The organism is Rhodoblastus sp. 17X3 (genome assembly GCF_030056575.1).
GTDB lineage: Bacteria > Pseudomonadota > Alphaproteobacteria > Rhizobiales > Beijerinckiaceae > Rhodoblastus.
In genome coordinates this window covers 88,627-110,783 of the sequence record NZ_JASHHX010000004.1, presented here as the reverse complement: position 1 = coordinate 110,783, position 22,157 = coordinate 88,627, and the positions used below count along the sequence as shown (strand labels likewise).

Annotated in this window: 13 protein-coding genes; 1 reads left to right on the top strand and 12 read right to left on the bottom strand. The window is 60.3% G+C overall.

Features of this window, described 5'->3' with window-relative positions:
• Window position 1 precedes the first annotated feature (1 nt).
• Window positions 2-2,221 carry a thiamine biosynthesis protein ThiF gene (locus QM467_RS06150; RefSeq protein WP_283365429.1) on the top strand — a complete coding sequence of 740 codons (2,220 nt, stop codon included), beginning with the start codon at window positions 2-4 and terminating at the stop codon, window positions 2,219-2,221.
• A 97-nt stretch (window positions 2,222-2,318) separates the two neighbouring features.
• On the opposite strand, the gene QM467_RS06145 is transcribed toward QM467_RS06150, so the two are convergent.
• From QM467_RS06145 to QM467_RS06090, 12 genes are all read right to left on the bottom strand, one after another.
• Window positions 2,319-3,116, bottom strand: a complete 798-nt coding sequence (locus QM467_RS06145) for a hypothetical protein (RefSeq protein WP_283365428.1) — start codon at window positions 3,114-3,116, stop codon at window positions 2,319-2,321.
• Window positions 3,117-3,118: 2 nt separating this feature from the next.
• Complete coding sequence (locus QM467_RS06140) at window positions 3,119-4,183, bottom strand: competence protein ComEC (RefSeq protein WP_283365427.1); 1,065 nt, start codon at window positions 4,181-4,183, stop codon at window positions 3,119-3,121.
• A 20-nt stretch (window positions 4,184-4,203) separates the two neighbouring features.
• The gene (locus QM467_RS06135) at window positions 4,204-4,479 is read right to left on the bottom strand and encodes a hypothetical protein (protein WP_283365426.1); all 276 of its coding nucleotides are present in this window, start codon (window positions 4,477-4,479) and stop codon (window positions 4,204-4,206) included.
• Window positions 4,476-5,258 carry an HNH endonuclease gene (locus QM467_RS06130; RefSeq protein WP_283365425.1) on the bottom strand — a complete coding sequence of 261 codons (783 nt, stop codon included), beginning with the start codon at window positions 5,256-5,258 and terminating at the stop codon, window positions 4,476-4,478. The genes QM467_RS06135 and QM467_RS06130 overlap by 4 nt, the downstream gene beginning before the upstream one ends.
• Window positions 5,258-9,175: an Eco57I restriction-modification methylase domain-containing protein gene (locus QM467_RS06125; protein WP_283365424.1), complete on the bottom strand. Its 3,918-nt coding sequence runs from the start codon at window positions 9,173-9,175 to the stop codon at window positions 5,258-5,260. Before QM467_RS06125 ends, QM467_RS06130 begins: the two co-directional genes overlap by 1 nt.
• Before the next feature lie 3 nt (window positions 9,176-9,178).
• Entirely contained in the window at window positions 9,179-11,944 is a 2,766-nt protein-coding gene (locus QM467_RS06120) for a DEAD/DEAH box helicase (protein ID WP_283365423.1), read from the bottom strand.
• 4 nt (window positions 11,945-11,948) lie between these two features.
• Window positions 11,949-17,111, bottom strand: coding sequence for a DEAD/DEAH box helicase (locus QM467_RS06115; RefSeq protein ID WP_283365422.1), 5,163 nt, complete (start codon window positions 17,109-17,111; stop codon window positions 11,949-11,951).
• A 485-nt stretch (window positions 17,112-17,596) separates the two neighbouring features.
• Window positions 17,597-18,667: a hypothetical protein gene (locus QM467_RS06110; RefSeq protein ID WP_283365421.1), complete on the bottom strand. Its 1,071-nt coding sequence runs from the start codon at window positions 18,665-18,667 to the stop codon at window positions 17,597-17,599.
• Window positions 18,668-18,839: 172 nt separating this feature from the next.
• The gene (locus tag QM467_RS06105; RefSeq protein ID WP_283365420.1) at window positions 18,840-19,034 is read right to left on the bottom strand and encodes a transposase; all 195 of its coding nucleotides are present in this window, start codon (window positions 19,032-19,034) and stop codon (window positions 18,840-18,842) included.
• A 68-nt stretch (window positions 19,035-19,102) separates the two neighbouring features.
• Complete coding sequence (locus QM467_RS06100) at window positions 19,103-19,339, bottom strand: hypothetical protein (protein ID WP_283365536.1); 237 nt, start codon at window positions 19,337-19,339, stop codon at window positions 19,103-19,105.
• 310 nt (window positions 19,340-19,649) lie between these two features.
• Window positions 19,650-20,024 carry a hypothetical protein gene (locus QM467_RS06095; RefSeq protein ID WP_283365419.1) on the bottom strand — a complete coding sequence of 125 codons (375 nt, stop codon included), beginning with the start codon at window positions 20,022-20,024 and terminating at the stop codon, window positions 19,650-19,652.
• Between the two features lie 31 nt (window positions 20,025-20,055).
• On the bottom strand, window positions 20,056-22,155 hold the full coding sequence (locus QM467_RS06090; protein WP_283365418.1) for a hypothetical protein: 2,100 nt from the start codon (window positions 22,153-22,155) through the stop codon (window positions 20,056-20,058).
• Between the last annotated feature and the right edge of the window lie 2 nt (window positions 22,156-22,157).

Below are 22,157 nucleotides of genomic sequence, written 5' to 3'. Positions count from 1 at the left end.
AATGAAGCTCGCCATCAATCGAGGCCTTCGCCTCGTCGGCTTGCATCCGGCGGTCCTGGATTGCCGGGTGACGGCCGAACACGATGACGGTTCGGTCGTCGCCGAAGTCGATATGTGGACCGAATTGCCGGCCGCATGGCGGACAAAAGGCGAGAGCCTCAACGGCGTGCGCGCGACAGAGTCCGTGACCCTTCATTTTCCGGCGTCCTATCCGCTGCACGCGCCGGTGATTACGCTACGACCCGATTTCAATCGCTCCCATCCGCACATCAATCCGGGTCCGGCGCACATGCCACCGCAGCCGTGCCTGATCGCCGGCAGCGCCAGCGAGCTGCTGCAGTCGCGCGGGATCGAAGGCCTGATAGACCAGCTTGCCGAATGGCTCGACAGAGCCGCGATGCTAGCCCTGAACAATGCGGAAAATGGCTGGGAGCCCGTGCGCCGCGACGCGGTCATGGATATCGCCGTCGTCGACGGAACTGCGATCCGCAATCTGATGACGCCGGGGGGCGGCTGCCTGGCCGTAAAAACAGGATTCCTCTATGTCGCGGACAGCGACAACGGCCATTTTCGGATCGACCATCGATCATTGGAGATTGTCGATCTCAACGTCCGCCCCTACGGCCTGCAACAAATAACACCGAACGCGTTCCGCGGCGTTTCGGTCGGCTTATTGATTTGGGCGCCAGCAGAAGAAACGGGAAAGCCGCCGATCGTTGACACCTACCTTCCTGAAACGGTGACAAATGTCGGCGAACTGATCGAACGCGCCGGGCTCTATGGCTGCTCCGGCCATCTAAACGCCAAGATCAATCAGATCGCATTTCAAGCCGACCAGGCAGGATTTGGAAAGATTCCCTTTCTCGTCACCTTGATGACGCCGCGCCCATACCCAGTCATTGGCACAGGCTCGCCCATCGAATTGTGTTCCTACGTCATCGACCTGAGCACATTGACCAGCATTGAACGAGCAGACCGCGCGATAGTTCGGCCATGCGCGCTGCGTGAGCAACTGTCGGAACAGATTTTGAGGCGAACGTCCGGAGCGCCCGAATATGCCGCGCGTACAGACTGGACGCTAGTTGGCTGTGGTAGCGTTGGCTCGAAGATCGCAATACATCTGGCTCGCCAGGGAAGCGGGCCAGCGCGAGTGGTCGATCACAGCTTCATGTCGCCGCATAATTACGCGCGCCATGCTCTTACACCTGATGACAACGAATGGTTGGGCTTCGCTGGGCAAAAAGCAGAAATGCTCGCTGGCGAGATCCAGCGCTTAAGACAGGGCGCCACATTCCTCGATGAAGATGTCTTGGCCATTTCAGCGGAAGAGCAAGGCAGACAGCGACTTGCGTCCGAATCGACTAAACTGGTCTTGAACACCACGGCGTCGACGATCGTGCGCGAAGTACTTTCCTGCTTGCCCTGGGAAGCGCGCCCTCAACTGGGAGAGACTCATTTGCTCGCCGCCGGCACGGTAGCCTATGCGGCGTTCGAAGGGCCGAATGGCAATCCCAATCTGAGCGATCTCGCCGCCGAATCTTACCGCATGATCGCAGCGGACGAAAATCTTCGACGCGAGGTCTTTTCGGCGCAAGCCCAGGAAATCCTGATCGGACAGGGCTGCAGCGCGGCGACGTTTCCGATGCCGGACGATCGCCTCAGCGCGCTGACCGCCGGGTTGAGCTGCGTCGTTGCGCAACGACTCGGTGCGACGCCCAGCAACGGCGAGATTGCAATCGGCAACCTTCACGCCGACGGACTGTCGCAAAGCTGGATGCGCTGTGACATTCGGCCATGGACGATTATATCTGACGACGAAACAGGGATCGGCGTCCGCATCAGCCCTCTCGTCGATGAGGCCATTCGCTCCGACATCGCGGCAAAACCGCAAAGCGAAACCGGCGGCGTGATTGTCGGCCGCTTCTCGCATATCAACAACTCGTTCCAAGTCGTGGACCTCATTCCGGCGCCACCGGACAGCATGTTTTCACAACACCAATTCGTGCTCGGAACTGCCGGCCTGAAGGCGCAGACCAAGAGGCTCTATGCAAATTCTGGCGGAACTCTTTATGTTCTCGGAACTTGGCATAACCACCTCGTTACCAGCGGCCCATCGTTGCAAGACAAAGCGACGGCGCTCATCCTCTCCCTCAGGCAATGTTTCCCGGTCCTCATGCTCATCGCCCTACCGGATGGCTACACATGCGTCGTCGCCGAGTAGACTACCGTCGCGCTCGCCGATACGTCAGGCCAGTGCCTGCGCGAGCATTGAGATTATTCCCTAAGCCGGATGGAGAATGGTTCTCGGGCCAAATCAGTTAGTTCGATGTGGCCGCCTTCCTGGCCCGCTTTGGCTGAGCCGGACCCGGTTTGGTGAGAAATGCTTCCGAGGTGAGTATGAGTTGCCTGCCATACGAATTAGCTGCATCTCCCGCCGCACGCCACGTCACCACCAGCACCAAATATAGACCGTGGATTAGCGCAACGAGCAACACGATGACGACCCGAACGGTGAGATCGTCGGCCATATTCAAAGGCCAAGTGACTGGCCAGAGTAGTGCAATGCAAATTGCGCAAACAATGAAATTTAGGGCCGCAGCCGGCCACCTTAGTCCAAGCAGATTGCGCCGGAAGCCGTAAGTCACGTTCTCGTTGAACAAAATGCTGAACTTTTTGGTGTCGCGCGTGTTTTCCCGCAACCAACTGCCGGCAGCCGCGTAGAACGCGTCGGCTACCTGTTGATTGTGCGCTTCCTCTTCCGCAGTCGGAACGGGTCGACCGAGTTTCCCAGCAAGAAAAACACGGTAGCGCTCCTTTGATCCTTCGTCGAATGTGTCGTCATTCCGACGCAGCATCCGAACCGAAGGCATGCCGCCGAGGCGCGCGTAGAGTTTGGGTTCCAGTCGCTTGCCCCATTGCCGAGCCAAGTCCGACATCGCGTAAAGGACCACCAGCAGACCGGCGGATGCAACACTGCTGGTTAGCGAGACTCCCCGCCATGTGAACAAGATCATCAAAGCTGCAATGGCGGGTGCTGCCCCTATCACAGCGGGATAGATACGGGCGTTGCGGCTATAGTGGTCGAACATCTTCAGATCGATATTGGGAAAATTCATTGTTATACCTTCACCCTGTCCGACCACGGCAACGGATCCGCGGGGACAAAACCGGACCTCATTCCCATACCGAATGACTGGCACACGCTTTGTCCTTTAGTGACCCACACTGGGTAGCCTCGCCGGATGAAGGCATTGTTGACTTGACCCCGCGGATAATCTTCTTGTTCGGAACCCACCGAGCAGAACGCGTGACCGTACCGCTCCCCGAGCTGCATCTTCGGACCGAGCCAGCGATCCAGCACCGCCGGCGTTACATTCTTCCTGCTGCCGTGATGCGGCACTTGGACATATTTTGGAAACTCATTAAGCAGGCCAAGGCTTTGAGCATAGTCCGCCGCTTCATTAAGCGCCTGCGGGCCGGCGTCGCCAGTCAGAAGCAGTTTTTCGCCATTGAAATCTCCTAGCTGCACAACGCTCGTCTCGTTAGAAGCGGAGACGGGCTCTGGGCTGTTTGATAGAGTCTCGATGTGCCAATGCTCATCGATCCACTCTTTCACCGCCTCCATGAGCTTGCTCCACGTATTGGTGAAAACGGCTTGCTCGGAATATTTCTGCGGCGTTTTGTCAAGGTCTGGGATTAGCCGTAGATAGCGTTCCCGCGACGGAGCCAGAACCGTGAATGGACCGATCTTCGCGCCCTGAAAAACCTCTCGGATGACAGTTCCTTGTTCGGTCGCAAGTTCTTCGAGCCGCACGAGATATTCGTGGCGGGCCTTCATCGCGCCGATTAACCCAGCGCGATTAAAGTTGCCATGAAAATGGCTGCTAACCTCATCAACATACAGCCAGGGGCGGTTCATCCACAGATTGAGTACGCGCTTCCGTTCCATCACGCCGATCAGCCCGGTCGCATGATCATTGTCGGCGTGCGTGAGCACCATATGGTTGATATGCCAGTCACGGCCGTAATGCTCGTCGATATGGTTGATGATCGTATCGGCTGTGTCCTTGTAGCCGCCGTCGATTACATGCAAATACCAGCCACTCTGTTGATCCCCATAACGGACGCAGATCGCGTCGGCATTACTTTCTCCTGCCGGCAAGAAATCGACTTCACCGATCATCCCCCCACCTCTTCGAAAAATCACCGAGCGACACCCGGATAATGCGCCCGAATGTCCGCGTCTATCATGTTGATACGATCACGGTTCCGACGGCTGCTCCTTTTTGATGATCGGCCAAAATTAAAATGCAAGATTTGAACCGCGCCGAAGTGCTTCGGCACGAAGGCGATCACCGCCTCGATCGCGTCGCGCTCCGGGAGCATAAGTTCTTCGCCTGTCAGGCCGGGATCGAGTGGGCTGACGTACACGCTGCACTCCAGCGCGGCCTTGAGAAATGTAATGAGTTGCTCGTTCATTTTTCGGCCTTCGCAGCGTCGTTCAGCGCGGCAAACCGTATGCGATGATGGTCGAGGTATCGCTGATGTTCGTCGGAAAGTCTGAACATAATCGCGGCTGGCGGTGTCAGCAGCGCGACCGCGTCTGAACTGAGGTGCAGCGAATAGAGCAGCTTTGCATCCTTCGCGAAGGTGATCAGCGCGGCGTCGAAAGCGGCATCGTAATGGGCGGCGAGAAGGATGCCGTTGTGGACGTCGAGGCGCTCTTCGTCCGTCTTGCAATCCGCCCAGCGTTTGATGTGGCTGGCGCGAAGGAGGGCGCGGTCGGTGATGCCCGTGATGGCGCAGGCGCCGCCCCAATAATTGTCTAGCGCCGCGCGGAAAATGTCCTGTCCGACTCGCTGGACGATCAATCGCTCGGCCTCGGTGGTTTTCGGCAGGTCCTTGACCTTCGCCTGGAAGGCGAGAAGTGGCGCATCAGGGAGGCTGACCGCCAACCTGTAGATCCGAGGCAGAATCTTATAGAGCGCGCCGAGGGTGTCGAAGGCATAGCGGGCGAGGCCGGGGCCGGGCATGTCCAATTTGGACAGGTTCAATTCCTGTATGACGCCGGCGTGGTCGAGCGCCAGGAACCACGGGCCGTTCGGGCCGCTGGCGGCGAGATGGATCGTGCCGTGCGCTGTCGTCGAACCATAGGCCACCCAGCCCGCCGTTTCGCCTTGGGGTTTGCGGTAGCCGTTCTGGAACGTGGCCTTGTCGCATTCTTGGCGGACGATGAAGGATTGAGGGGTCTCGATCATCACATCCCCATCGCCGCGAATTCGCCGTTCGCCTCCATCCGGTCCCAGGCGGCGAGAACGAGGCGGCGGGTGCGGTATTCGCCGTATTGCTTATTTTCCTTGTCCTTCAGCACACGAAAAGTCTCGGACGGATAGTCGGGGCCCATCACATCGGCGGGGTCGAGGATGTAGCGCAGTTCGTCGCGCGTCAGGCGGTAGGCACCGGCATAGAAGGCGTCGAGATCGGCGCGCAGTAGTGCACGGCGGTCCTCGTCCCAGACGAAAGGCGGGCCATCATAACCCAGGTCGCGCGCGAACTGCTCCATCGAATGGCTAGTATATGTTAGTTCCAATACTCGCGGCGTGATGTAGGCGAGAGCGTATTCGCTATAAGCAGACGGCGGGAGGACTGGAAGCTGCTCCATGATAAAATAGTTAAGGTTTGTTCCCCCCATTTTTGTGCGCGCGGTGAAGTCGAACGTCATGGACGAGAGACAGCCCAAGAGCGCTGCACTTAAATTGGGGCTTTTCTCCTTGGTAGGTAACATGAGGAAGATGCTGTCACCCATCCCGACTGCTGGGGTGGCGGAGGCGATCACGGTTCTGATTTTCTCGATACCGGAAATCCGTCGCCAGCCAATAAGCCAGCCGCCGGACCAACCTTTTTCGGTCAAGCGGCCTACTACTTCGTTCTTAGGCACCCAGTAGCGCGGCTCCGCTTCAAAATTGGCGCGAGCCTTCTCATCGAAGGTCGCATCACGGCTCTCGCTGGCATCGAAGGTAGCCCAGCGATGGTCGAATTGATGAATCATCTTTGCCTCATAAAGCGGCACGAAATGCTCGGCGTCATGCGTCCAATCCACTCCTTCGCGGGCGAAGCCTTCCTCCTCAAGTTGCTTGGCGGTGCGAAATAGATTGCTGTCATTTGACATATCGAACAGGCGCGCGAACGACATTCCCCAAGCATTGCCGTTCGGCCCCTTACTCTCGTCGATCAACACCGGGACTCGGCCGTAGATCTTGGTCGCGAGCTCGGCGTCAGCGCGTGAGCGGAAGACCGGCGCAGTCTTGGTGTTGGGATTGATACGAACGATGTCTGCCGGTGACAAAGAAAATCGTCGATCAACATCAAATAGTTGACCAGGTTGTCGCGCAAAAAAAACAAATTCAGGCCTCGCATTTGAGTTCGAGGCTTGAAGCGTCAGAAGCGCAAATCGAAATGCGTGGTGAACGTTGGGAAAGACGAATTCTTCATTCTCAAGCGAAAGCAAGCTCGCCAGACGCCCTCTTGAGATCAGTTCTCCGAAAAACGCTGCTGTCGTCGCATCTGTTGCGATGCCGGCCGGCACGATCACACCGGCACGGCCGCGATCCGATGCAAGCGTCAGGAATAACTCGGCGAACAGCGCGTATGTGTTGACATCGCCTCGGCCTGTCATCGCAAAGCGTCCGCCATCTTCCATCGCTAAGCGGACAAACTCGCTGGCCGCTTCTGCGTCTCGCTTGGCGGAAGTAAAGTTGTTATGTAAGCCTCGTTCGGCGCTGCCCTCGGGTGCGGCGGCCAGCAATTTGATTAGCCGATCGCGAGCGGCCTTGTTTGGTGCGTTGGCGATCTCCGGGCTGCGGGCCGCAAAGAACTCCTGTTCCTGCAGCTTGATCCGTTCCCATGGCGGATTTCCAAGAACGACATCAAACCCGCCGCGCTGCATCACATCCAGAAATTCGAGCGGCCAGTGGAAGGCCCGAGCATGGCGTGCCGCTTTGGGAGCATCCAACATCGCGTTCCGGATTTTGCCCTGATTGAGCGCCATCCAGAGCTCTTCAGTCGTGGGTATGCTGCGGGCCGTGGCTCCTGACGGCGCGCCCCCGATTTTCGGCAACAGAAAGGCCGCGATATAGAGGTCCGCTGCGGCTTTGGCGCGGACGAAGGATGATTGTTTGCGCAGGTCCTTGAAGCGCGCGGCCTTGGCGGTGATCTGGTCGACGCTATCCTCAGGAAGATCGTGAAAGGCTGAGAAATCCAGGGCCAACGGCTGGATTTCCGGCATGGCGGCCTGGCCTGCGCCGAAATCAAAACCACCCTGGCCTGATGTCGCGGCACGGTTGGTTTGCAGGTAATATTTCGCGGTGTCCTTGTCGTCGCCGGCCAGCGGCTTGTAGGCGGCGTCAGGGATTCCTTCCTGCAAAACCTTGAGATCGAAAACGCCGAGCAGCGCGTCGCCGCAGCGGATCTGCGCGTCAAAAAAGCCCAGAGGAAGGCCTGGATCGACAGTCTCGATCCAGAGCGCGACCTTCGTCAACTCCACCGCCATTGGATTGCGATCGACGCCATAGATACAATTGCGGGCGACGTCGCGTAGCGCATGGCGGAAATCGGCGAGGGAGGGCGCGCCCTCGGCGCGGATTCGGGCCAGACGGGCAGCGATGCGGCTGGCAGCCCCGAGCAAGAAATGGCCCGAGCCGCAGGCCGGGTCGATGACAGCGAGTTTCAGCAGGGCCTTTGCCGGTTCGGCGGCCTCGGCTTCGATCTTGTCGAGGACGGGATCGAGCGCGGTGTCGAGCAGAGCCTGAACCAGACTGTCCGGCGTATAATAGGAACCTGTCGTCTTGCGCTGGTTGCCCTTCTGCTCGGCTGCTTCTGAGGCAAAGACGAGCGTCTTGCCGTCATTGCCGAGCTGCGGCTGCAGTTCGAGGAGGGATTCGTAGACTGATCCCAATTCCTCGGTTTTCATCGCGCGCCAGTTGACCGGAACCATGCCGGCTTTCTCGGAAAGCCACGACAGGTGGTAGAGCGCCGCCATGAAGGCCTTGTTGCGCAGGCGCGCAGTTTCGAGGTGTGGTAATTTGTCTTCCCTGAAAAGACCGCCAAGAGCGGGAAGGGCGAGTGCGTCCTGGCCATGGGTCAAGGCGCGGAAGACGACCTTAATCCCTTCATAGCGGTCGTGGTGCCGGTCCCAGGTTGCAGCGCGGAAACACTGGGCGCGGAGCGTGGCGAAGCCGTAGCCGTCTGCGTAAAGCTTGCGCGCTTCCGGCTTGGCCTTTTCCGGATGGAGGAGGTTTCGATCCTCGGCCACCATGAGGAAGATCAGGCGATAAACCAGACGAAGCAGTTCGTTGAACCATTCGGTCAGGTCGAGCTCGCCGGATTTCAGTTTTGATGAGAGATCCGGATTGGCTTCGAGAAAGCCTGAACCCAGAATTTTGAGCGCTTCCCGAACCTGATCGGCAAGGCGGTCGCGGGCGGCCTCGCCCTCTCGGGCGCCTGCATCGCGCCAGCGTTCCAGCGCGCAGTCGGACGCCGGGGCGCCGGCGACGCCGAAACGGCTGCGGTGGATAAGCAGCCACAGGGCCGCGAAGGAGGCGGCGTCCTCATTGGCGAAGATTTGGGCAAGATCGGCTTCGATATAGGCCGGCCGCGTCAGCGAGGCGTTGTCCCGCATCAGCCGGATCGTTGCGCCATTGGTGACGAGGCCCCACAACGCGTTGTCGTGGTCGTTGAGGTAGTCTTGCAGCGCGAAGGCCGGCGACAGCGACCGTTCGATCGATAGCGTTGGGCTGCGGCGGTCGAGCTTGTCATCGCTGCGCGGCGCGACCACGACCGGCGCGCGCTCGCCGGCAACGAATGCGACCGCGCCGGCGTGTGGCGCGAGATCGTCGAAACCGAAGGTCTCCTTCAGGAAGTCGCGGACGAAGCGCTTCGTCGCTTCAAGTGACGGATTGTCGAGCTTGGCGAAGGCGTCATAGTGCGATTGGCCGACACGGAAGGCGGTTGAGATCTCGTCACGGATGGTCAGGCCCTTGCGGACGCCGTAGCCTTCGCGCGTGTCGCCGTCCTCCTTGGGCTGGGAAATCTGCGCGACCATGGCAGGCGCGATCAGGCTTCCTTCCAATGTAAGCGACGGCCACGCCGACATGTCGGTGACGGGTTTGCGGGCCATGACTCAGACCTCGCTCGGAATCAAGACGAAGAGCCCGATGACATCGGGCGGCATGACGGCATCGACGGTGACGCGCGACGAGGAGCCTGCCGCGGCGCGCAGGCGCGCATGGTCGCGCATGAGCTGCTCCGCCCGCGTCTTGACGAATTGAGCCAACGGGCCGTCGAGCAGGTTCTGCAAGTCATCCTTGGCCTTACCGATGAACCGGTCGCGGGCCACCGGCGCGAGATCTGCGGCAGCGGGCGTGTTGATGAGGCCGCGCGCCGCTTCGCCGTCAGCAACAATCGATTGACCCTGGATTGCGACCAGCGCCGCTTCTTCCGCGAGCAGCAGGCGCTCCTTGCGAGCGTGGATGGTCAGTTTGAAGCGGATGCGCAACAGCGCCAGACGGGTCAGCTGCTGCACCGCCGGCGTCGGCCAGGCGCCAACGCGGCCAACGCCGAGATTGGTCAGGCTTTCCGGTTCGAGCGAGGCTTCGACCAGGGCTTCCGCAAGGGTCGCGGTCAGCGGGTGGGTGCGGGTCAACAGCGTTGCGCCGGATGGAGCCGGCTCGGCTAAAGCGAGACGAACCGTGCCAGCGAGGCCGCCCTGCTCTAATCGTTCCCGTAAGCCCGTTTGGAGCGCGTGGACATGAGCGAGGAGCAGAGATTTCTTGTGTTCGACCGGCACGCCGAAGCGCGACATGGCGCGCTCGACGAAGACTTTCGCGTCAGCCGGTGAGCCGAGGAAGGTCTTGACCTTCTGCCATTCCGGCACGACCTCCTGCGGTTTCATCGCATTCTGGGCGAAGCGGGCGCGGGATTTCTTCTCGTTTTCCATGGCGTCGCGCCAGCGCGCGTCCATCGCCTTGGCGCCGTCTTCGAGGCGCAGGTCGAGGGCGAGTTGCTGCACGCCGCCGCGGCGCAGCATCACCGCCGCCATCAATGCGTCGGTGAGCGGCCCGCGGTCGTCCGGCAAGGGAACAGTGATGCCGGTCGCCTCGCGGATTTTCTTCGCTTTGTTGAGGATGACTTCGAGCACGGCGCCGTCGATGGCGCTATCGGGGGAGAACATCATGATCGAGCGGACCACCTTGGCCGGCTGGCCGAAGCGGTCGACGCGCCCTTCCCGCTGTTGATGGCGGGTCGGGTTCCAAGACAGGTCGTAGTGGACGACGGTGTCGAACAGCAGTTGCAGGTTGATGCCTTCCGACAGGCAGTCGGTGGCGACGAGAAGGCGTTGGGTTTCCTTGGCGTCGTCGGCTGGCGCCATGTCGGCGACGCGGTCGCGGCGCTCGTCGGGCGTCAGCACGCCGGTCACCGCCTCGACGGTGAGCTTCGGAAACGCCTTGCGCAGGGCGTTGCGCACATATTCGGCCGTGGCGAGATAACGGCAGAAGACGACCGGGTTAGCGCCATTTTTGATAAGCGGCGTCAAGGCATCGATCAGGGCGGTAAGCTTGGGATCGGGGCTCTTGAGCAGCCCTTCTGCGCGGTCGATCAGCGCCTGCAGCGCCGGATCGAGGTTGAAAACCGCGCCGGGTTCGAGGTCAACGGCGTCTTCGTCGTCGCCATCCTCGTCGTAAATCTGCGTCTCGAGGCGATCGCTCTCGTTCGATGCCCGGTTGCGCAACGCGCTCAACGCTGCGGCTGGCGATGAGCCGACACAGCGCATCAGCGCGAGAGTGCCCCAGAACGCCAGGCGGCGTTCGCGCAAGCCGGAGCCCGCCTTCGACACGACGCCGAGGCAATAGTCGATGACGGCTTCCTGGAAATCGAGATGTGGTCGCGAAAGCCGGTAGGAAAAGTCTGCTGTCTCGTGTTTCGGGAAGGCTTGATCCTCGCCCCAGTCGCCTGAGGTGATGTCGATGCGCCTGCGCTGCACGAAATGCCGCGCCAGCCGCTCTCGAAACCTGGCGTCGTCGAAGTTCAGCGATGCGAAATCCGGATCGATCAGAGACAACAGGCGGCTGAAAGCGTCCTCATCACCGGAGTGCGGCGTCGCGGTCAGCAGGATCATCCGCCGTTCGGGATCGGCGGCGAGGCCGGACAGGAGCTCGAAGCGCTGCTGCTTGCCCTTATGCGTGCCGACGCAGGCGTGGGCCTCGTCGACTACGACGAGGTCGGGGCAAGCGCGGGCGAATCCTTCACGCCGCTTGTCGGCCTTGATGTAGTCGAGGCTGACAACGGTGAACGGATAGGCGTCGAACAGCGTCTGGGCGATTGGCAGGCCCCGTTCAAGACGCGCAGCTGTTCCCGACGTGACGCCGACTGCTTCGATGCCGAAGCGGGACTTGAGTTCGCCGACCCATTGCTCGACGAGATGCGGCGGGCATAGTACCGAAAACGCGTCGAGTTCTCCGCGATCCATGAGTTCGCGCAGGATCAACCCCGCCTCGATCGTCTTGCCGACGCCGACGTCGTCGGCGATCAGAATCCGTGGCGCCTGCATCCGCAACGCCATCAAGAGTGGCACGAGCTGATATGTCCTCGGCTCGAAGGCAAGTTGCGCCGCCGATCGGAATGGTCCGGCGCCGCGCCGCAGCGTCAGTCGCATGGCGTCGGCGAGCAGCGCGGCTTTCGCCTGCACCGTCGGCGCAGCGTCCGCCGGCAGGTCGAACCGCGCCGGCTCGACGGGCAGGAGTTCGAGCGCCGGATCGAGGACAATGGTGTCGTTTTCGCTGCCTGAAAGAGGGCGAAGGGCGAGAACGCCCTCGCGCGGGGATGGCAGCGCCACCCACTCGCGGCCGCGGGCGCGGACGAGATCGCCGGGCGAAAAGTTCATGGTCATTGGGTCATTCCGTCAGGCTCAGAATCATTGCCGCGGGGATGTTTTCAGACGGGTTCGCGGGCAATTCGAAAACCGTCCAACCTTTGCTCTCGGCGATGTTGCGCGCCGTGTCGCCGATCGGCGCCTTACAGGCCGCCACGAAATGGCTGCGCCAGACGTAATCCATGGATTGATCCGCGAATTGGACGGCGTCGGCATCGGGGTCGGGAATGCCCGCATCGTTGAAGGCGGCCCGCCAGCCGTCGGGCGATTCCGGCCGCGGGCCTGGCGCCGCCAGCACGACTTGGCCGCGCGCCAAATCGACGAGCAGTTGTTTGGCCTCGGGGCTGATGCGGTCGATCAATTCGTGATCGGGCTGGTTGAAATAGGAGAGCAGGCAGCGGTAGCAGCCGCGCACGCAAGCTTCGTGTTCGTGGTCAACCAAAAGGCTGGCGTCGCCGGCGGCGATCGCCTCGTCGACCTTGTCGAAGTGCATCAATTTGAGGGCTTCGCGTGCAATCTTGCCGATTGCGTCTGGGTCTTCGACGAGCCGGTTGAGAACGCCGGCGCCTCCTTCGGTCGCCTCATAGGTCAGGATGGCGCGACGGTCGCCTCGCGAGGGCAAAGGCTCTCCCAGGATCTCACCCTCTTCAAGCTGGTAGACGACTTCGATGCCGCGCATCAGTGCGTGCTGCACGGTGGCGATCGTCGACGGTTCGTAGGCTTCGGGCTCCCTGAACCGGATGTGAAGGGCGTTCTTGCGGTCGCGCACGATCGGCACGATGCGAACCGGCCGCTCGACGTCGGGCGGCAGGTCTACGTCAGGATCTTCGTCGTCCGATTTCGCCCAGTAGCCAGTGCGCGAGTCGATGTTGAAGCCATAGACGGTCTGGTTCTTCCGGCGCTTCAGGCCTTTGTTGATGCGGCTGATCTCTGCGCTGTTCGCATATTGCAGCGCCAAGATGGACACGTCATCGCATCGGAAGTCGCCCTCCGTGACCTGGACGCGACCATTCTTTCTCGGCCAAGCGAAGACTGTCTGGATCTCGAAGCCCTGGCGCACACGCTCCTCGTCGTTGGCGGTGATCCGCTCGGTGGGGGCGGCCTCGACGTTGTCGATGCGCAGCGTGCCTTTGACAGGATCTTCGCCAGCCATGGGGCCATTGCAGGCATGGCAGCGCTCGACGCTGCCTTCATGGCACGCGCCGCAGTTCGGACAAATATAGATATCCTTGGTCGCGAGTTCGGAACCATCGCCGGTTCGCACTTCCGGCGGGAGCTTGGCCTTCATGACGCGATAGGCGCGGCCCTCGTGGTAGATCAGACTGCGGGGCCCAAACTCCGCGATCGCAAGGAATCGCGCGCGCTGCAGGAAAGCGCCCTGCCTGCCTTCGCCCGGGATGAAGGCGTAGAGCGGCAACCTCGGGAAATTGTAGCCCGGCAGGAAGCCCTCGGTTGCGAGATAGCGGTATGAGTAGAAGTCCGAACCGCTGGTCGCCTTGCCCTGCTCGAGGATCGCGATCTGGTCGCTCGCCTGCATCTGCGCGGCCTTGATCTTGCGGCGGTCCGCTCCCGAAAGACCGGTGATCTCAGACTGGGCGTTGGCTGTCGTCAGCTGGGTGCGCGCAGAGTTGTAAAGTTCGCGCCAGCGATCGAAGGCGCGGTCGAACTCTTTGGGCGCCGCAGTCGCGACCTCGCGCACGAAGTCAGTGCGGTCGGCCAGCCATGCCGGCGGACGACCTCCGACCGACGCCAGGATTTGGTCCAGCACGCGCTGCATGGGTGCGACCGCCCGCGTCGCCAGGTACGGTTGGTCGATGATTTCGACGACCTTCTGCTTGAGCGGGAAATCGGGCTGCTTGAGGTCGAGAATCTCAGGAATGTCTGGCGATAGCGCGAGTTTCGCCTCGGCGAGCCAGACGGCGTGAAGGTGTGAACGGACGAGCTCTTCGTTGGTGATGTCGAGCGCGGGAGGCCGCACGACGCCAACCACCATCTCGTTGCGCCGCTCGAAGAAATACTGGTCGTGCGGCGACTGGGCGGCGCAATAGGTGATGATCGACGCCGCCTGGCCCGAGCGGCCGGCGCGACCCGCCCGTTGCGCATAGTTGGCTGGCGTCGGCGGCACATTGCGTAAATAGACCGCGTTGAGCGCTGAGATGTCGACGCCGAGCTCCATGGTCGGCGAGCAAAACAGCGCTGGCAGGAACTGGTCGGATTCGCCCGCTGCTTTGATCTCGGCGATGTTGTCCTTGAGGTTCTTACGGTCGTCGTCTTCAAAGCGGAAGCGCCATTCGCGCCATTCGCGCTGTTTTTGCGACACTTGCGCCGTGTGTTCGCGGCCTTCGAGCCCCCAGAAAGAGCTGCGCCCCTGTTTTAGGTCTTCGGCAATGGCGTTGTAGAGCTCATGGAAATAACGGTTGCCCTGCGCGCCACCGTTGCGCACGGCCTCGCCGGGCACAATGCGCACGGCGGACGGCGACAGCCGCCAGCCTTGCTGGTCGGCCTCGACGTCGACTGCCGTGACAAGGCCTTCGCGCGCGAAGAGTTGGAGCAGGCCTGTCATGAAGGCGAGGTAGTCATCCCTCTTGAGTTTGACGCCGAGAATACTCTTGCGGTTGACGAGGCGGGCGATGCGCGAATTGTGGCCGCCGCGCAGGATGGTCTGCTCCTCGCGCAAACCGACGGTGGGTGCTTGTAGGTGCAGGTTGGTCCGGCTGCGTGGATTTTCCTTTTGGTCGATGGCCCACGGGGCACGTAGCAGGTTGCGGGATTTCTGGGCGACGGTGTCGAGCACAGTCAGGTCGAGCGCTTCGGTGCCGACAGCGAGGCCTTCGAGCATGGCGCTTAGAATATCCTTGAGCGTCTTCTTGCGCTTGTCGAGGTCGAGATTGGCGAAATCGGGCAGGATCGCCACGAGGCTTTCGAGGTCGCCGGCGATGTCGTCGAGTCCTATGAATTCGACATCGATGAGCTTGAGCACCGACAGGCTCGGATTGGTGAACCGCCAGCCACGGCGCAGGTCGGTCCATACCCGATGGGCGATGACCTTCTGCAATGCGCGCTGCGCGTCCTCACGCACGACGGCGCCGGCCTCGTGGTCCAGCATCCAGTGGATGCGGGCCTCCTTGTTGGCGGCGGTGAAGCCGAGCGCCCTGACGACGCGCAGTCCGAATTCGTCCTCGGTCATGCCGCTTTCGCCGGCGTCGAGGACCGCGCGCAAGATCGCGCCGCGCAAAAGGCTGACGAAAAGATAATCGTTGAAATGGCCGGCCTGCAATGCAGCGTCCTGGCGGTTGTCGGTGAAGCCGAGCAGCTTGCGCTTTTGTTGTGGAACGCCGCTTTCCGGTCTGTTCATCCATTCGAGGGCGGTCGAAACGAGCAGGGTTGTCGCCGAGCTTCTGCCTTCGCCGGACAGGCCGGCGAGCTTGCTGCGTTCGCGCATCCCGGACACCGGCTGGTGCTGGCAACAGGGGCAGAAGCCGAACTTGCCGGGGATGAACCAGAACGGCCGCCCTGACGTGTCGTACCGTCCGTCGGTGGCGACCGTCATCATGACCGGCTCGCGGCCCTTTCGGTTGCTGCGCAGACGTTCGATTCCGCCGCGTTCCTCGCGCCAGTCTTCGGGATAATTGTCGATCGTGCCGTCGAAGACGTAGTTCGGATCGCCATTTGCCGTCGGCGTCAAGTAGCCCGCGACTTCGCTCTCGTCGCCATCAATGGGAGTGTCGTCGATGCTGCGCGGCAGAAAGCGCACGCCGTCGTCGTCCTGGAGCTTGGTGACGACATGGACCTCTTGTCCGCATTCACGGCAGAAGCGGGTCGGATAGAGCCGATTACCGGGCGCTTCAGGATCCTCGAGCTGGCCGTCGAACAGGACGCGGCGCGGGCGGGCGGCCAAAGTCGTGTAGATTTCGCCGGCGCCGGAAATAAACCGGTGCAGCTTGAAAGCAATGAACGCCGCCGCGCCCAGGCCGCCTCTTTCTGTTTCCGGCAGGCTGACGCGCGTCAGAAATTGTTCGAAGCTGGTCCGACAGATGTCGACGGCGACGCCGCTGTCGTCGGAGAGCAGCTGGACGGCTACCTCGAACGGAATGGGCTTCTTGCGTTTGAGGGTCTGGCCGTCGTCGAGACCAATCGCCAGCTCCGCCCAAATCGCGAGTGGATGCCGCTTCAGTACGGCGTCAGACAAGTCGTCGGGGAGATCACTGGTCAGAGCTTGGGCGAGCTTGGGACGTATGTCGGAGAGAGTGAGCCGGTCGTCGGTCGCCCGGTCGAGCGATTCGTCGATGACCGCGTCTGGACCGATCGCTGCGCCGAATAGGCGAGAAGCCACGTCGGCGACGGCCTGGGCCCGGCGCGTATCCGAGCCTTCGCTGGCCATCGTCGCTGATGTGCCAATGCAAATCAGGGGTTTGTCGAGCGCGCAGCGGTTGCGGAGCCGACGGACGAGGATTGCCACATCGGCGCCCTGACGGCCGCGGTAGGTGTGGAGTTCGTCGAGCACGAGGAACTCGAGGCCGCTGGCGTTATCGACGACCTTGGCGTCGAGGTCGTCCTGACGGGTTAGCAGCAGTTCGGCCATCATGAAGTTGGTCAGCAGGATATCGGGCGGATTGGCGGCGATGCGTTGCCTCTCCTCCTGGCTTTCCTGGCCGGTGTAGCGCCGCACGACGGGCTTGATGTCATCAGCCAGGCCGGACTGGGAGATGAATTTCTCTATCTCCTTGATCTGGCTGTTGGCGAGCGCGTTCATCGGATAGACGATGATGGCGCTTGTCCGCCGTGGCCGTCCCGCCTTGCGGGCGCGCAAGATGGCGTCGACGATCGGAACGAAGAAGCAGAGCGACTTGCCCGAACCGGTGCCGGTGGTGACGACATAACTCTGCCCGGCGCGGGCCTTCGCGATCGCTTGTCCCTGGTGGCGGTGAAAACGCAGCGGATCGGCGCCGAATCGGAAGATTTTCCCGGTGGCTTCGTCGAGATCGCCGGAGGCGACGAGGTCGTCGATGGTCGGTCCTGGCAGGAATCGCGGGTTGAGCGAGAGCAAAGCGTCCGGCCAGAATCGGCCAGCGTCATACTGGCGATTGATTTCTTCGGCGATGTCGGGGGACCGGATAGTGCTGAAGGACCGGGAAAATCGAGCGTATGTGTCGATCAGTTGGTGGTCAAATTCGAAAGCCTTCATCAGCAATTCCTCGTCCGGGGGCAATCTTTTGTTTTTGACCGGCCATTTTCTTGAATATCAATTTCGCTTTCGTTCTTACGTGAGTCATAGCCATTCCTGCGGGCGCGGCGCAAGCAACTTGTTTTCATTTCGTTCTTACCGCTGGTGGCTTGCCTTTTGCGGGCAGGTTGCGCCAAGTTCTACAGCTGAATAATTGCTTTTTTGTCGGGTTTTTGGTCCTGGTCGGCGCGATGGTTTTTCGCATCTCGCGCGCGGCAGCCCGGCCGTTCGAACATAAAGTGAGCCTATTGTGCGGAGTCTGGCGCTGCGAAACACCCGTCAAAAAACGGTTGCGCTGGCGGCTTCGCCTTTAATTTTTCGGCAGCTGCGCCATAACATGAGCATCACCCACCCCTAGCTTGCTACGGGCTCAAAGGTCGCGAGGGAGCAATCCTGAGCGGCCTTTGCTTTTTCGCGATTTCGAGCGGCCATGCGCACCATTTGGCTTACAACTCGGTCACAACTGCGACGGAGAAATCTCCGACCTGGTGGATTCCAGGAAGGTCGAACAGGTCGCCCAATTTACGCTTCCGCGCCACCATGAAATCGGGGGTGGTCTCGATCATCTGTATCGAACCGCCGACAGTCCGATTGGTAGAGTTCACTACGCTCGAAAAGGCGTTCTTGTAATGGTCGCAAATGTCCCTCCGGGCGCTCCAAAGATCGATTTCGCGGCCGTCATGTTGCTCAGGTGTCGCCCTTTCGTAAAGGTTTTTCGCGTCTCGATACTGCCTCCAAAGTGCGACCGGCACCTTGGCTTCGGCCCTGAATTGCGGGGCTGCGGAGCCGATGGCGAAGCAATTGTCGTTGTAAAGATCGACGTCCGTTGCAATTATCCGTCCGGATTTGATTATGAAGTGGTGGGCGCCCAGCTTGCGGAAGTCCGCCGCCGCCGGGCGCGCACCGAAAATCAGAATTTCTGTCTGGATGTCGACGATGCCTTCGTAACCTTTGACGATTCCGTCTATCACGACGTGTGCGTGCTGGACGATCTCCTCCCAGTTCAATAGTTCCTCCCGCTCGTCTTGCCTCGCAAGATTCGGCAACGTCTGAGATAGGACATTTATGACGTCGAGCGCGAGAATCGTATCCCCCGAATAGCCCATCCCTACCGATGACGAAAAATAAGGCGCCCGCAAGCCGCCGGCGGTCGCGAAGTCTTGGTCGGACATTCGATGGAGGTTGAGCGGCAGGCGAAACAGCTTGGAAGTCCGATCCGTGATCTTGTCTTTCGTCGCCGTGTTGGAGAGCCGGCTGTCTGACTGGCAAAGCAACCGTGGCGATTTTTGGTCGGTCCAATCCATCCATGCAGCAACCAGTGTCATGCGACCAGCCTCGACGAGTGAAATCGGTGCGACGCAAAGCCATGGCGGGGAAACTGTCAAGCTAAGGATTCCCGGCGAAACGGGCCGAAGCGAGCACATGCCAAAAAGGGCGCGGCCGTCGTCGCTGTCGGCGTGGTATTTTGCAAGGCCTCGGGCGGATATCTGATGCGCGCGGCCTTCGCCAAGACCCATGAAAAACGGTCCGCAATAAATGCCCACCACGATCGGACAATCGTGCTGTTCTGCGGCTTGAAGAGCTTTGCGTTTTTCGACGTCAGGCCACCGGGAGAACGTGACGTGGGGATGGCTCGTCGGCGTTTAGACTCACGACGAGGACGATGATGGCGAGGCGCAAAGTCCTGAGCTAGGCCAGCAGCAGGCGGAGATTGTGCCCGGCAGCGCACAGGATGGCGTTGATCGCGTCGCCTTTTGCGCCCTTCAGATGATTGCGCTCAAGCAGCCCGTCGCTTTTGAGATGGCCGATCACTGGCTCGATGGCGTTGCGGCGTCTGAGCTCTCGTCGAATCGTCGGCGAAGCGATGCCTCTCGTATGCGACACATAGACCTAGGCGGGGCCAGAATGCTTGTGGCCGCGATAGCCGCGGTCGACGTAGACGCGCTTGATTTTTACGCCCGTGATCCGACCTGGGCGATCTGGTCGGCAAGGGTATGGCCGTCATAAGGGTTGCCGGGACGGGCCAGGGCGCCGAGCACGAACTGGCCGCCGGCGGCGCGGGCGTTGGTGACGGCCATGCCCTTGCCGATGCACTCGACCTCGGGCGAGTGCAAGGCGTAGAGCTTGTCGGTGTCTTCAGGCTTTTGCGCCAATAGTTTCCCGACAGCGCGCGAGCGCGTCGGGAGCATCCACTGTCCGATGAGCGCGCTTGGCGGCCGCGGCCGCCGGGGAAAGGCTTCGCGCGCGCCAGCGCGCGAATTCGCAAGCTTTTGTGCGATCACGACGAAAAACCTTGCGAAAACGAATACGCAAAATCGGCGCAAACCCCAAAATATCTGCCACCCTCAGCGAATTTCACGGTCGACGAGCTGTCGCTGAAATGCCAGTTGCCACTCGGACGCCGCCTTGCAGTGTTTCGCCGGCGACGCCTGCCACGCCCGGTCCTTAGCCTCAAGGAAAGGTCGATTACGGCCACGAAGTTTGGGCTTAACGACGCGGTCATGAGCGCCTGTCGACCGGCATGATGACGATGTCGCGGCCGCTTTCGCCCTTGAGGGTAGCAATCAACGCGTCTTTCTTGGCCAGCGCGAGCGTCAGCGCTTGGATATGGTCCCCCATTGTTCGCACCGTCTGCCGGAGCGCCGCAATGATCACGGCATCCCGCGCCGCTTTGTGCTCGATGGAGGACGTTGGCCCGCGCTCCTTCGGGGATGCCGCTTGACTCCTTAAGGCAGCGACAGAGGCCTTCCACTCCGCGATAATGTCTATGGCCCGAGACGCGGTGGCCCTTGGCACTCCCGCCGTAGCGCAAACGTTGTTCCAGGTCAGGGAACGGAACCCGTCCTCTTCCGCCATGGCTAGCATAGTGGTCATGGCGGCCCGAAGCGCCTCCGCATTCTCCCTGTTAACCGGCATGGCAAGCCTCCCGGATGCTGGTGATACCCGCCCTGTACTCCTTGGCCTTGTCCCGCAGAATCTTTCTCTGGATGGGGGAGATGCGGTTTCGGGCGGCCAGCCGCTGCACATCGGCAAGGCTCCCCTCCCAAACGGATAAGTGCTTCTTCAGCCAGCAGGCATTGCGGCAGTTCGGGTCACATATGCCTGCAACCGGTTGCTTGCGGTCTTTCTCCTTGAGATGACTCAAGCAGGCCGCGTCCTTCGGTTCAAAAAAGCAGTCCGCCATCATGCCGGGGAAGAGGCGGATGCGCAGATGCTCTAGCATCTTCATGCGGCGTCGATCGTCTACAATCTTCCCTCGAAAGTCACCGAGCTGCTCTCTGATGTTTTTGAACTCCGCCTCAAGTTCCGTTGACATCGGGCCTGCAGGCTTTACGCCTCGCTTATAGTCCTCGTAGATTTCGAGGATGTCGATGCGTCGTGCGGTTTCCCGTTCGGCTTCAACCTCGGCACGAAAGCCGCTCTCTGAGCTGCCTGCGTAACCTTCGAACGTAATCTCGCAGGCGTGCCCATACTGGATCATTCCCGCCACCACGCCAAACGGGCGGTTGGCGATGTGCCACGCCACGGTGCGTCGGAACATTCGGGTGGTGATCTTGATAGGATCATCCGAAGTGCCTACCGAGATGGCGGGGATTCCAAGCTTAACGAGACGCGGCTGAGTTTGGCTATTGATAGTCTTGATGAACTTCCCGATGTAGACATTGATCATCGCCTTAAGAGTGGGGTTGGAAGACTTCGGGCGAATTTGCACGAACAGAAAGTTGCTTCGTCTTACGGATGGCAGCATGGTTTGCGTCAGCTGCTCCATGACTTCTATGGCTTTTGCCACTGGTTCAATGATTACCCAGGTCCGCTTTATAGCGCGGCCTTTGGACCGCCGGCTGACGACCTTGTGACGTATGATCTGCCCAGTTTCGTCTCGTGTCGGCCTATATGCCCCGCGCCGTATGTCCTGAACCTCGCCGTCCCGCATCCCCGAAAGGTAAGCGCAGACGATGTAGCAGGCTGTGATCAGAGCCTTGCACTCGCTCAAAACGTCCCACTCGGTGAAGTCACCGCGCCAAGGTTTTCCGGTCTCTGGAAGAACAGAAACAGCCACTGGTATCCTTCCATTGTCGATCCCGAGTGTCGGGATTGCCGCCTCAAGGCGAAGCCGGAGCTTATAAGCCGCTTGGTTGGGCAGCCCCGACAATTTAGCGATACGGAGAATGTTTAGCTCGGGGTGATCGCCCGCATGACCAGGTAGCCTTTTTCCTGATCGGCGGCAGTCCTCTAGCCATGACTCCAGCTTCAACCTGTATTCGTTCAGGCTGGTCCTCTTGGCAGTAAGAATTGTCCCGCCTACTTGATCCCCGTAGACTCTGGATGCGTCAATGATGTCGTTTGAAAACCGCTCTACATATAACAGGGCCCACCGTAGCAGCGGCCCCATTGTTTCCTCAGGGATGCGTGGAGTTTTATTTTCGCTATTCTTTTTTCCGCCGACGACCTTATGCGGCGGGATGCCGCCCCAAGGCTTGAACGGGACCCAATCGAAGGACAAAAAGTCGCGCGCGTCGTGCAGCCAATAAATTACAACAATATTTTTTTGCATCGTACTTTTGTTCGTACTGGAATCATTAAGTATCTTTAAATAATTATTAAGATTATCTTGAGTTATATCCAATAGTCTTTTGACGTTTAGTTTATCCATAAATCTGAAGAACTTGCGAAGATTCATGATCAAGGCACGAACCGATACTGGATCCATGCAGCCCGGTTTGCTGTAAAGGGAGGCGATCGGTGTGTTGAGCCTCTGCATGGCGAGTTCTTTAACCGTGAGTCGTCGCACGGGGTCTGAGAAATTCGTGAAGTCAGCGACGCAACGACGATCTGAAATATTATTCCTCGCTATGGCGCCAATCAGGTTCCATTGCTCCTCTCCGAATCGCGGCCTTGGAGCGTCAGGCTTATCGTCCAGGAACTTGTTCTCTGGCAGAACCGGCGCGTCGTCGGACCAATGTTTGGATTGAAGTAATTGAAGATCGGCCGCAAAGTATTGCATGG

Excerpts from the sequence above, each read along its gene's own strand:
- QM467_RS06095 (WP_283365419.1), bottom strand. The coding sequence starts at position 20,024 with ATGACCACTATGCTAGCCATGGCGGAAGAGGACGGGTTCCGTTCCCTG.
- QM467_RS06125 (WP_283365424.1), bottom strand. The coding sequence starts at position 9,175 with ATGGCCCGCAAACCCGTCACCGACATGTCGGCGTGGCCGTCGCTTACA.
- QM467_RS06130 (WP_283365425.1), bottom strand. The coding sequence starts at position 5,258 with ATGATCGAGACCCCTCAATCCTTCATCGTCCGCCAAGAATGCGACAAG.
- QM467_RS06140 (WP_283365427.1), bottom strand. The coding sequence starts at position 4,183 with ATGATCGGTGAAGTCGATTTCTTGCCGGCAGGAGAAAGTAATGCCGAC.
- QM467_RS06115 (WP_283365422.1), bottom strand. The coding sequence starts at position 17,111 with ATGAAGGCTTTCGAATTTGACCACCAACTGATCGACACATACGCTCGA.
- QM467_RS06135 (WP_283365426.1), bottom strand. The coding sequence starts at position 4,479 with ATGAACGAGCAACTCATTACATTTCTCAAGGCCGCGCTGGAGTGCAGC.
- QM467_RS06145 (WP_283365428.1), bottom strand. The coding sequence starts at position 3,116 with ATGAATTTTCCCAATATCGATCTGAAGATGTTCGACCACTATAGCCGC.
- QM467_RS06110 (WP_283365421.1), bottom strand. The coding sequence starts at position 18,667 with ATGGGTCTTGGCGAAGGCCGCGCGCATCAGATATCCGCCCGAGGCCTT.
- QM467_RS06120 (WP_283365423.1), bottom strand. The coding sequence starts at position 11,944 with ATGACCATGAACTTTTCGCCCGGCGATCTCGTCCGCGCCCGCGGCCGC.
- QM467_RS06100 (WP_283365536.1), bottom strand. The coding sequence starts at position 19,339 with ATGCTCCCGACGCGCTCGCGCGCTGTCGGGAAACTATTGGCGCAAAAG.
- QM467_RS06090 (WP_283365418.1), bottom strand. The coding sequence starts at position 22,155 with ATGCAATACTTTGCGGCCGATCTTCAATTACTTCAATCCAAACATTGG.
- QM467_RS06150 (WP_283365429.1), top strand. The coding sequence starts at position 2 with ATGAAGCTCGCCATCAATCGAGGCCTTCGCCTCGTCGGCTTGCATCCG.